Consider the following 11738-nt stretch of genomic DNA (forward strand, 5'->3'; position numbering starts at 1 on the left):
CGCCCGACCAGGAGGGCGGATGAGGTGAGCCGACGGGATGCGGGAAACCGTCCCGGACGACGAGCCGCCGGTGAGAGCCGGGGGGCGGAGCCGGTCCGATACCGGCGTGCTTGGTGCCCTCGGTTCCCACAGCCTACTCCCCGGTGCGTGAAAGCGGAATCACGGTCCGTGACAGGCGCCGTGAGCGCGGTGAGGAGTGCGAACCGGAGGGGTTCACCGGTGTGGATCTCGGCATCGCGAATAGTGCCACCGCGTCCACCGCATCCACCGCGTCCAAACCCGGCCCTTCAGGGCGAGGACAAGTGTGACTCGGTGACGTGGACCACCAGCATGGCGATGTCATCGGTGTGCGGATGGCGCGAGCCCTGCTCAAGGAGGGCTTCGGTGAGGACTTCCGTGTCGTTGTCCGGGGCTCGGGCGAGGCGCTCGGCGAGGTCGGCGATGGCGTCGTCGATGTCGATGCCCGGTGCTTCGACGAGGCCGTCGGTGTACAGAGCGAGCGTGGTGTGAGGTGACAGCGGGATGTCTGTGGCCGGGTAATCGGCGTCCGGGACGATGCCGAGGAGCGGCCCCGGAGACAGGGCGAGGACCTCGGTACGGCCGTCCGGATGGCGCAGCAGGGGCGGAAGATGCCCGGCCGTGGCCAGGCGGGCGCTGCCCCGGGACAGATCGAGCTGGATGCAGAGGCAACTGGCGAACAGCCCGGAATCGAAGTCGCACATGACCCGGTTGGTGCGGGCCAGGAGCTCGTCCGGACGCATCCCGGCGGCGGCGTGGGTGTGCACGGCGGTGCGCAGCTGGCCCATGACGGCGGCGGCCCGGACGTTGTGGCCCTGGACGTCGCCGATGACCGCCGTGGCGCTGGTGGTGCCGCAGCGGATGAGGTCGTAGAAGTCGCCGCCGACGTCCATGCCGTGCGCCGCGGGCAGGTAGCGGGCGGCGACGCGAAGGCCGGGAACGGCAGGCAGCCTCTGTGGCAGCAGACCGGTCTGCAAGGTTCGGACGAGATCGTCCCGGGCTTCGTGGAGGCACGCCCTGTCCAGGGCTTGGGCGACCAGCCCGGCCACCGCGACCAGGAGGTTGCGCTCCACCGAGGGAAACCGCCGGGTCCGGTCGAAGGACAGTACGAGCATGCCGACGGGTCGGCCGCGGATGACCAGGGGCAGGAATGCCCAGGCGTTGCGGTCGCGATGACGGACCGCGTCCGGGTAAGTGCGCTTGAACTCCGCGAAGCTGGTGAAGAACAGGGGCTTGCGCCCGCTCGCCGCCCTCGCGGCCGGGCTGTCGGAGGCCACCGGCTGGCCGTCGAAACCAGCGATGAAGGACGTGCTGTACCCGCGGTGGCCGACGACGCGCAGCCGACCGTCGGAGACCGTCATCAAGATCAGCCCCGAGGCGCCGAAAGCGGGCAGAAGCTGGTTCGCGATGGTCTCGGCCACGTCCTTCACCCGCACCACTTCTGTGAGACTCACCGCCAGGTGCATCAGCTGGTGGAACGGCTTGACCTCGGCCTGTTCGACGAGAATCGGACCGTGGTCCCCTTGGCCGGTGGACGACGGCCGAGCGAGGGGAGCCATGTGGACGCTGACGCCCGAGGCGTCGGGGTAGACCTCGACGGCCAGAAGCACGTCGGGTGAGCGTCGAACGGTGAAGCGAGCGGGCCGGTGGCTGATGACCGTGGCACGGAACCGGTGCTCGAAGGCGGGACCACCGAGCCACGGAAGGCACTCCCACGGACGGGCGCCCAACAGGTCGGCGGCGCGCATTCCGAGCAGGTCGGCCGCCGCGTCGCTGACCAGCGTGACCCTGCCTTCCAGATCGAGCGACAGCGCGCCCGGCAGACGGACGACGTAGTCGTGGGCGGCGAGGGCTTCGGCCAGGTCCGGGGTGCGGGAACGTACCGCCTCCAGCACCACCGGACAGTCCCCGGGCAGCAGCGGATGTCCGTTCTGCCGCGCACGCGCCAGCAGCAGGCCGGCCAGGCGGCAGAACGTGTCGATCGCCTCCAGCTCCTGCGGGGCCAGACGTTCGGGATGCGACGGCGGCCACAGTAGACAGACCGTGCCCGACACCGTCTCACCAGCGACGATCGGGGCTGCCACCACCGTGTGGTCGGGCACCACGAGGGCCAGCCGCGGATAGTGCAGAGCCAGTTCTTCGGGATTCCCGACCCAGACCACGCGGTTGTCCCGGGCCGCTTCGGCCGCCGGGATCGCCTCTTGCGTCCCGATCCGTGCCCACGGAGCGATGATGGACCAGGACGTTCCGTACACCATCGCCAACTGGAGCACAGGGTCCGCGGGCGGCAGGAGGAACACCATGCCCCCCGAGGCGCGGGTCTCCTTCGTCAGACGGCGGAAGAGCGTGGCCAACTCCTGCCAGTCCCGGTCGGAGCCAGACGCAGCAGACACCACGACGTTCACCGACCTTCCTGGACACCGACGGCGCCGCGGTCACCACGTCACCACGGACCCGAAGCGCAAAAACGGACAATGGCTATCTATGTCTATGTAAGCGTATGAAAAGAATGTCCTGTGTCGGTGCAGGACTGCTGCCGGGCGTGGCACGGCCTGGCCTGCACGTGTTCGGCAGCGGGCCCCGGCCGCCGCGTACCGGACGGTCAGGCGCAGGGCGGATCTCGCCGTTCAACCCGTTGACACTTCTGATCGTCGGCCTCGGCCTCGGCGCAGGGCCGGGACCGGCGTGACGGTGGGGAACGGCACCGGGATCACCGGCCGGGCGTCCGCCCTCGCCGGCGCGCTCACCGTGACGACATGTGCCTGACGGCTCACAGGGTCCACTTCCAGGTGGCGCCGTTCCACAGCCCGGCGAGCACGGTGAGGCGGTTGCCCACGGTGTGGGTCGTCAACGCCTCGATGCCGGAGGGTGCGGTGCGGGTTTCGTACGGGTGGCCGGTGGCCAGGTCCCAGCCGCGCAGGACGCCGTCGTCCCCGCCGGAGAAGGCGACCGGCCGGGCGCGGACGTGGCCGACCGCGACCGCTTTGACCGCGGTGTCCAGCCGTGGACCGAGTATCTGGCCGACCGGCTCGGGCGCGGTCAGGTCCCACACCCGGGTCGTGCCGTCGTCTCCTGCTGAGAGTGCGAACGGCCGGTCGTCCAAGGTGCCGACGGCGAGATTCCAGATCGTGCCGTCGTGGTCGCCAAGCGGGCGGGCCACCGGATGGTCCGCGGTCAGGTCCCACAGCCGTACGGCGTGGTCGTCGCCGCCGGTCACAGCGATGGCCCGGTCGCCCACGCCGCCGACGGCGACCGCCTTGACCGCGGTGCCCAGCCGTTTGCCGAGCGGCAAGCCGGACGGGTCCGCGGCGGTCAGGTCCCACAGCCGTACGGTGCCGTCGTCGCCGGCGGACACCGCCACCGGCCGACCGCGCAAGGTGCGGAGCGCCACACCGCTGATCGCGCCGGCTGATCGCGACCCACCCAGCTGCCGGCCGGCGGAGCGCGCCGCGGTCAGGTCCCAGAGCCGCAGCGTGCCGTCCACGCCGCTGGACACGGCGGCTGCCCGGCCGTTCACCTTGCCGAACGACACGGAGTAGACGGCCTTGGTGTGGCCGACGAGGGCTCCGCCGCGGGCGGCACCCGTGGTCAGGTCCCATACGCGCAGGGTGCCGTCCTGCCGGCCCGTGACGACGATGGTCCTGCCCTTGAGGGTGCCGGTCGTGACCGTCCAGACGGCACCGTGGTCGCCGTCTGCCAGCGGGCCTCCCAGAGGCTCACCGGTGAGGGCGTCGTTCGGGGGTGCGGTGTGTTGTCCGGCCCTCGCCGTCGAGGGGTGCCGGGCCGCCGGCTGCTCCGGACCGCTGTCCGGCCAGGCGGAGACGGCGAGGCCGGTGGTCGCCGCCGCGAGCACCGCCGACAACGAGATGAGCACCTGGCGCCGGGGATGCGACGGCGATGCCGGGGGAGAGCCGAGTGACGTGAGGGGCTCGGACGACTGGCCGGTTTGCGGTACGCGCTCGGGCTGCGCACTGACGGAGGTCTCCGTCGCGGTGGCCGGCCCGACGGTGTTCGAAGCCGCCGCTTCCGCGGCCAGCCACAGCTGACGGAACTCTTCGACGTCCCCGCCCAGCGCCTCTACCACCAGCTCCAGATTTCCCCACCGGGGCAACCGCTCGCAACGGATCACCATGTGTACGGTCGTGTGGCTCAACGCCTGAATTCTCGCGGCGAGTTGTCGATAGCTGGGCTTGCCCGCCCGGCGATAGAGATCCTGCAACCGAAGCCGCAGCGCGAGCAGTTGGTCGCCCGCTCCGGCGGACGGTAACGGCGGGTCGAACATCGCCACGGCACCCCCGATCCGTAATGACGCAACCACGCTGCGTCACTGGGAGTGTAACGACAACCCGGTCCTGGTGAGGAGTCCACAAGTGCCCGCGTAAGGATTCGTCAGCCTCTGTCAGATTACGTAAGGCTTCGTAAACCTGCTGGTACGCGGCCCCATCGTTGGGAAGCGGGGCAACCCACTGGACCCTTCGGCGGGGCCTTTCCCGGGTTCGAACGACCTTGCGCCCAGCCGACCGCACCCAGCGCATCAGGAAAGGAACACTCATGCGCACCAAGCTCGCAACGACCGCCCTCCTCGCGTCGCTGACCCTGGCAGGCGTGGCGCTCGCTCCAGCCGTCAGCGCCGCGCCCGTGGTCCCCCGGCATGCTGCGGCACAGGCGGCACCCGCCGCAGCGCCGAGGTTCTACGCCGGCGGAACCTGGAAGCTGTACCAGAGCAACGGCCCGGTGGTCACGATGAACGTGTCCCAGGACACGGCGGGGGCGCTGTACGGAAGCGCTTCGTGCTGTGGCACCCCCGGAACCATTCGAACCGGCCGGGTCGACGGCACGAGCATCTACTTCGTCATCGGATGGTCGAACGGGGCCCTGGGCCGATACACCGCGACTCTCGGCCCGGACCGGCGCCTGTCGGGCTACACCTTCGACATCAACAACCCGAGCCACCAGGCCAACTGGAACACCCGCCGCACCTTCTGAGGCTCCCAGTCACCCCTCAGGTCCGTGCACCCCCTTTGGGGCGCACGGACCTTCCCTCGTCTTTGTGCTCAGCGGCGGACGGCCTGATTTCCCCATAGCGGAAAGATGCTGGAGACCTGCATGGGTGCGACTCCCGAAATCGAATCCGTCGCAGAGGTCAGGGCATCGCAGGTCATCATGCCGGTGGTTGAACGTGCTGCCGTAGCCGTTCTCTCCATTTATGATGCAAATGAATTCCTGGAAACCGTACGGAGCGTACGCACAGGGCAGAATCGCAAAGACGTCCGTGGTCCGTGGATGACGTCTTTGCGGACCCTTGCTCCCAGCGTCACCCTGGCGGCAAAACTCGCCGGCCGAAAGAGCAACGTCGGACCGGCCGCGAGAACGACGGGGCTCTCGGCTTGTACGTCGGCCGAGGGATCGTAGCGACTCAGGTCAGCTGGGCGACGACGAGGGCCACTGGCCGAGGGACAGGTCGTGATCGAGCAGTCGGTGGCTGACATCGCCCTTGTAGAAGATGTCCGAGCCGAACTCGTCACCGAAGTGCTCCGCCAGCAAGGACGAGAAGAGCAGGGCGGCTGACTGCGGCCGGTGGTTCATGACCAGCTGGCTGGTCTCGCCCGCCTCGTTGAAGTACACGACGACGAAGTTGTAGATCTCGATTCCGCCCGGACGGTAGGTCTCGCTGCCGCGGATGGTGGATCGGTAGTCCTCCAGGAAGAGCTCGCCGCGCTTGCCGAAGAAGCGGAAGTCCTGGAAAGCGTAGTTGCTTCGAGCGAAGCTCAGCAGCTTCCCGACCTTTTCCTTGCCGACCACTTCACCGTTGGCGAAATTTCCCTGGAGAATGACGTCGTCAGCGAGATTGTCGAGCCACTCAGGGTAGTAGTTCAGGTGCGGCGCCTGATTCGTCAGCTTCCCGTTGGGCTCGTTCGGTGCGGTCATTGCGGTTGTCTCCTCTTTGCTGGATGTCCTGCCTGAAGTCTTTTCCGGATGTCCTGCGTGGAGCAGTTCTTCCAATGAATAGACTCGTTGAACACGGCTCCCGCTGTCCAATGAAAGTAAGAGACTGCGACCATCTGTCCGAGAGATACCTAGAGGTTCTCCGGGGGAACTCGGCGGACGATCAGCCGTGTCCCCTCCGGTCGGCCCCGGCGGTTCAAGCCGGGCAACTCGACGGCCCCGTTCCGCCGGCGAGGCACCGTAGGTCGCGGCCGACCGGCTTCACCTGCGCGCCTACGTCGCCCTGCCGGTACTGCTCGCTTCTCTTCCCGTCGGGTCGCGGCCGTGTGCTGGATCCGCCGCCGAGGGCCGCGACCGGCGGGGCCCTCGGCGTGTTGTACCAAGGCGAACGAGTGCCGGAGGGTGCGGCGCTCAGCGGTGCGAACGGCCCTTGAGCCTCACAGCGAGATGCCCCTGGCTCCCGCGAAGTGGGCCACAGCGGCGGTCGTGCCGTCGGCGAGGACTCCGGTGACCCGGAGGTACGTGGTGTCGCCGCGGACCAGCGGGAGAGAGGCCTTGTAGAGGGGACCTTTGGAGCTCTCGACGGTTCGGACGCGCCCGTAGGCATGGGTGGACGGGTTCCAGCTGTCCACGTGGTACTCGACGATGTCGGCGCACAGGGCTTCGTCGTCGCAGGTCCACTGGACGTATCCGAGGGCGCCCACCTTGGCGGGGTCGAGAATGGTGAGCGGGCCCGGTTCGTCGCTGCGAGCGTCGTCGGGGCGGTTGTCGGGTTCGGTGACGGTGACGGTGGGGGCGGCGGCCCAAGGGACGTGGTTGCCCCAGCGGTCGATCGCGGCGACGAAGAACGTCACCGTTTCGCCGTCCGGCGGTCCGGCACACAGGAGGGCGTTCGGCACGTCACGCTCGGGAAACGTCGCCCCCGCGTCCTGGCACCCGTAACTGTCGTAGTGGGTGTTGCCGTCGGCCCGCCGTACGACGCGGGCGGCGACGTACTTCAGGCCGCTCTCGGCAGGGGCGTCCCAGCTCAGTACGACGCCGTCCGCGCGCGGAGTCGCGGTCAGGCCGGTGAGAGCGGGTGGGGCGACACTGTCGGGGATCAGCGTGACCGGCTTCGACATCGGGGACACGTTGCCCGCGGCGTCGCTGACCACAGCGGCGTAGGTGTACGCGGTGCCGTCGAACGCCGGAAGTTCGTCGATGTGGTCGCCGACCGACGGTGAGGCCGCTGTCACCGTGGCGATGAGTTCGGGGTTGTCGCCGAGGGTGTCGCCGGTGGAACGGTAGAGCCTGAGCGTGCCGCCGTCGCGCACCTCACGCTCGGTGTGGTCGATGGACGTGTCCCAGCGGATGTGGAGGGAGCTGACGGTGTCCCACTGGTGGTCCACGACGAGGACGGGTGCCGCCGGAACGATGGTGTCGGACGGGGCGACCGTCAGGACAGGGGTCCGCTCGGACACGTTCCCCAGGCGGTCGGTGGTCTCGACGACGTAGCGGCGGAGCCTGCCGTCGTGCGGCACCGAGGGGTCGGTCCACGTGGTCGCCTTGGTCTGCCCCACGAGGCTCCAGCCGTCGTCGATCTGCCGGTACACGCTGTAGGGAAGGTAGGGAAGATCCATCTCCTTGTTGGGCGCCCAGGTGACGGTGGCGGATTCGCTGCCTTCGTCGTAGGCCACCTTCGCCCCGGCGGGCGCGAGAGGCGGGACGTGGTCCTGGACCGTCGTGCTGGGTGTGTAGGTGAACTTGACGGCCGAGGAGCCCGTCCAGTTGACGTGGTCGACGCGCAGGACGTGAGTTCCTCGGGGGATGGTGAGCTCGACGGTCTTGGAGACGGTGGTGGAGCCGTTCTTCCACAGGTCGATCTTGCGTACGCCGTCGAGGTAGACGCGGATGCCGTCCTGGCCCGAGGCGGTGAACGCGAAGGGTCCGCCGGAGCCGAAGTCGCGGGTGATCTGCCAGCGCACCCCGAAGTCGTCCTTGCCGACGCCGGGCACGCCGGGGGAGCTGGTGCCCCAGTTCTCGCTGATCGCGGTGTCGGTGTCGGTGCGCTTGGGGGTGCCGGTGAGGGTGGTGTTGGCGAAGTACTGGCGAAGGTAGGTGGGGTTGCCGGTGACCGAGACGTCGGCCGTTCCCGCGGAGACGTTGCCCGACTTGTCGACCGCGCGGACCTCGTAGAGGTGGGTGGCCGTGCCGGCGGTGGTGTCGGTGAAGTTCGTGCCGGTGACCGTGGCGACGGGGCTGCCGAAGGAGGTCTGCTCGGGGGTGTGGCGGTAGACGCGGTAGCCGGCCACGTCCATGTCCTTGTTCGCCGACCAGCGCAGGAAGTTCCGCTTGGTCCCGGCGTTCCGGGCGATCGACAGCCCCGTCGGCGTGAGCGGGGCGACCTGGTCCAGCGCGGTTCCGGTACGCGGAGTGTAGGCGAACCCGACGGCGGCGGCGCCGGTCCAGTTGACGTAGTCGATACGCAGGGTGTGCGTGCCCTCGGGGATGGTCAGGGCGAGCGTCCTGGAGACGGTGGTGGTGCCGTTCTTCCACAGGTCGATCTTGCGTACGCCGTCGAGGTAGACGCGGATGCCGTCCTGGCCGGAAGCCGTGAACGCGAAGGGACCGCCAGAGCCGAAGTCGCGCGTCATGCTCCAACGGACACCGAAGTTGTCCTTGCCGACGCCGGGCACGCCGGGCGAGTTGTCGCCCCAGTTCTCGCTGATCGCGGCGTCGCAGTCCGTGCGCTTCGCCGCACCCGAGAAGCCGGTGTTCGCGAAGAACTGCCGCGTGTAGGTGTTCGTCGCGCACGTCGCCGCCGACGCCGGCGAGGTGGCGCTCGCGACGAGGCCGCCCGTCAGCGCGACCACCACCGTGGTCGCGGCGGCCAGACGGGATCTTCCGACACTGCTCACTGAGGCCCCTTTTTGACCCATGACCGCCTCGCAGGCAGTCGTACGCGATAGGTGATGCATGAGAGCGGCCTGTGGTTGTACACGGCCAACGGTTTCCGGCCGCTTTGTTGTCAACGGTGCCTGGCGTCCGTCCGCGTGCCTCCTCCCTGCATGCTCACATCGGTGGGTTTGAGGGTGTGCTGCTGCGTGGTCGCGTCCGTCCCGGTTGCGTCGATGCCGTCGGCTACGGGTGTATGGCGTCGGAACAACTGCCCTTCGGAGATGGCGGATCCGTGCGGGAAGCGTGAAGAGCGGTCCCAGGGGCGGCGGGGAGGAACAACGGTCACCCGCCATCCATGTACGCGCCAACTATCCGGCGGTTGCAAGCCGCCCTGCACCACTCCAATGCCCTGGCACCACCAACCGGGCCTCACGGCCGTACTTCACACGCCAGGGATTGCGCACACGCATGCAGCCTTCCGTATCAGCTTCTCCGTCCGGTCACTCCGACGAACTGCGCCACGCCGTACGCAACTTGGACAGACGCCGCTTCCTGACCGTCACCGGGGCGGCCGCTACGCTGGCCTTCGCCGCCAACATCCCGCTCGGCGGCACCGCCGCGGCGGCCGAGGCGAGCGCCGTGCAGATCACCGAGAACCCCTTCACGCTGGGCGTGGCCTCGGGTGACCCGATGCCCGACTCGGTGCTGCTGTGGACCCGGCTCGCACCCCGCCCCTTTGAGAGCGGCAGCGGGCTGCCCCAGAAGCGGTTCAAGGTTCGCTGGGAACTCGCCCACGACGAGCGCTTCACCCGCGTCACCAGACGCGGCACCGTCGACGCGCACCCGGAGTACAACCACGCCGTGCACGTCGACGTGGACGGCCTGGACGCCGACCGCGTCCTCTTCTATCGGTTCCGCGTGGGCCAGTGGGTCAGCCCCGTGGGCCGTACCCGCACGGCCCCGTCGAAGGGCGCCCGGCTGACCGAGCTGCGTCTGGCCGCGGTGTCCTGCCAGGCGTACCACGACGGCTACTTCACCGCGTACCGTCACCTGGCCGACGAGGACCTCGACGCGGTCTTCCACCTCGGTGACTACCTCTACGAGTACGCGGTGACCGCGACCGGGGGCGCCCGCGCCTACACCGACCGCGTCCTTCCCGAGATCTTCAACCGGGAGACCCTCACGTTGGAGGACTACCGGCTCCGGTACGCCCTCTACAAGTCCGACCCGGACCTGATGGCGGCCCACGCGGCGCATCCCTTCGTGGTCACCTGGGACGATCACGAGACCGAGAACAACTACGCGGACGACACCCCCGAGAACAGTGTGCCGCCGGAGGAGTTCCTGCTGCGACGGGCCTCCGCCTACCGCGCGTACTGGGAGAACCAGCCGCTGCGGCGCCGGCAGCTCCCGCACGGCCCCGACGCCCAGCTCTACCGGCGTCTGCAGTTCGGGCGGCTCGCCCAGTTCGACATCCTCGACACCCGCCAGTACCGCTCCGACCAGGCGTACGGCGACGGCTGGCAGGTGCCGGGACCGGAGTCGGAGGATCCGGCCCGCACACTGACGGGCGCCACCCAGGAGCGCTGGCTCATCGACGGCTGGCGTTCCTCGAAGGCGACCTGGAACGTCGTTCCCCAGCAGGTCACCTTCGCCCAGCGCAAGGACCGCACGACAGCGGACTTCAAGGTCTCCATGGACTCCTGGGACGGCTACCCCGCATCCCGTCAGCGCATCCTCGACGGCTGGGAGTCCGCCGGCCGGGACAACCTGCTCGTCCTCACGGGCGACGTCCACGTCCACTACGGCTTCGACATCAAGAAGGACTTCGACGACCCGGCCTCGAAGACCCTCGGCACCGAGATCGTCACCACCTCGATCACCAGTGGCAAGGACGGCTCCGACAAGCCGTCCAACTGGGCCACCTACATGCAGGCCAACCCGCACCTGAAGTTCTACAACGGCCGTCGCGGCTATGCCGTGGTGACCCTCGGCAAGGATGCGGCGCGCACCGACTTCAGGACCGTGTCCGCGGTGACCACGCCCGGCGCCCCCATCACCACGGCCGCCTCCTTCGTCACCGAAGCCGGCAACCCGGGACTCACGCCCGCCTGATCCTCCGGCAGGTAGCGGTACGCGGCGAGCCCCGGGGACTTCCCCCGGGGCTCGTGCCGTTCGGCCAGGCGACCCGACGCGATGCGGGGCGTTGTTCCGGCCTGCATCCCCGTTGCCCACAGTCTCCTAATGTCCTGCGCCGGAGATCCGTCGGCAGAAGCGGGCGAGAGAGTCGAGGATTTCTTCGGCGGTCTTGGTCCAGATGAAGGGCTTGGGGTCTTCGTTCCAGTGCTTGACCCATGCTCGGATGTCAGCTTCCAGGGCCTGGATGTTCTTGTGTGCGCCGCGGCGGATCATCTGGTGGGCGAGGTAGCCGAACCACCGCTCGACCTGGTTGATCCAGGAGGAGCCGGTGGGGGTGAAATGCAGCTCGAACCTGGGGTGTTTGGCCAGCCATGCCTTGATCGCAAGGGTTTTGTGGGTGCCGTAGTTGTCCACGATCAGGTGGACCTGCAGGTGAGCGGGCACCGCCTTGTCGATCCGGATCAGAAACTTCTTGAACTCCACGGCCCGATGCCGGCGATGCAGCGCAGTGATGACTTCTCCCGTGGCGACATCGAACGCGGCGAACAGCGTGGTCAGGCCGTTGCGCACGTAGTCGTGGGTACGCCGCTCGGGCATGCCCGGCATTATCGGCAGCACCGGCTGGGACCGGTCCAGGGCCTGGATCTGCGACTTCTCGTCCACCGACAGCACGACCGCACCCTCGGGCGGGTTGAAGTACAAGCCCACGACGTCGTAGACCTTCTCCACGAACAACGGGTCGGTCGACAGTTTGAACG

General features: G+C 68.6%; 7 protein-coding genes. 2 read left to right on the forward strand and 5 right to left on the reverse strand.

Features of this window, described 5'->3' with window-relative positions; all coding sequences use genetic code 11:
- Positions 1-287 precede the first annotated feature (287 nt).
- Both ACWCQK_RS37870 and ACWCQK_RS37875 read right to left on the reverse strand, forming a co-directional pair.
- A complete protein-coding gene (locus tag ACWCQK_RS37870; RefSeq protein WP_451163123.1) occupies positions 288-2411 on the reverse strand; it encodes a SpoIIE family protein phosphatase in 2124 nt (707 codons plus the stop codon).
- Positions 2412-2788: 377 nt separating this feature from the next.
- Positions 2789-4300 carry a hypothetical protein gene (locus tag ACWCQK_RS37875; protein ID WP_451163139.1) on the reverse strand — a complete coding sequence of 504 codons (1512 nt, stop codon included), beginning with the start codon at positions 4298-4300 and terminating at the stop codon, positions 2789-2791.
- Positions 4301-4569: 269 nt separating this feature from the next.
- On the opposite strand from ACWCQK_RS37875, the gene ACWCQK_RS37880 reads away from it, so the two are divergent.
- Positions 4570-5004 carry a hypothetical protein gene (locus ACWCQK_RS37880; protein ID WP_451163125.1) on the forward strand — a complete coding sequence of 145 codons (435 nt, stop codon included), beginning with the start codon at positions 4570-4572 and terminating at the stop codon, positions 5002-5004.
- Positions 5005-5439: 435 nt separating this feature from the next.
- Here ACWCQK_RS37880 and ACWCQK_RS37885 read toward each other — a convergent pair whose 3' ends face one another.
- Together ACWCQK_RS37885 and ACWCQK_RS37890 are read right to left on the reverse strand one after the other, a co-directional pair.
- Positions 5440-5946 (reverse strand): hypothetical protein, encoded by a 507-nt coding sequence (locus tag ACWCQK_RS37885; RefSeq protein ID WP_451163127.1) that lies wholly within the window; start codon positions 5944-5946, stop codon positions 5440-5442.
- A 455-nt stretch (positions 5947-6401) separates the two neighbouring features.
- Positions 6402-8861 carry a PA14 domain-containing protein gene (locus ACWCQK_RS37890; RefSeq protein WP_451163129.1) on the reverse strand — a complete coding sequence of 820 codons (2460 nt, stop codon included), beginning with the start codon at positions 8859-8861 and terminating at the stop codon, positions 6402-6404.
- A 448-nt stretch (positions 8862-9309) separates the two neighbouring features.
- Between ACWCQK_RS37890 and ACWCQK_RS37895 the strand changes: the two genes are divergently transcribed.
- Positions 9310-10956, forward strand: a complete 1647-nt coding sequence (locus ACWCQK_RS37895; RefSeq protein ID WP_451163131.1) for an alkaline phosphatase D family protein — start codon at positions 9310-9312, stop codon at positions 10954-10956.
- 126 nt (positions 10957-11082) lie between these two features.
- On the opposite strand, the gene ACWCQK_RS37900 is transcribed toward ACWCQK_RS37895, so the two are convergent.
- On the reverse strand, positions 11083-11738 hold a 656-nt coding region (locus tag ACWCQK_RS37900; protein ID WP_451163133.1), incomplete at its 5' end, for an IS630 family transposase.

This window comes from Streptomyces sp. NPDC002306 (assembly GCF_053593435.1).

Excerpts from the sequence above, each read along its gene's own strand:
- ACWCQK_RS37875 (WP_451163139.1), bottom strand. The coding sequence starts at position 4,300 with ATGTTCGACCCGCCGTTACCGTCCGCCGGAGCGGGCGACCAACTGCTC.
- ACWCQK_RS37885 (WP_451163127.1), bottom strand. The coding sequence starts at position 5,946 with ATGACCGCACCGAACGAGCCCAACGGGAAGCTGACGAATCAGGCGCCG.
- ACWCQK_RS37880 (WP_451163125.1), top strand. The coding sequence starts at position 4,570 with ATGCGCACCAAGCTCGCAACGACCGCCCTCCTCGCGTCGCTGACCCTG.
- ACWCQK_RS37895 (WP_451163131.1), top strand. The coding sequence starts at position 9,310 with ATGCAGCCTTCCGTATCAGCTTCTCCGTCCGGTCACTCCGACGAACTG.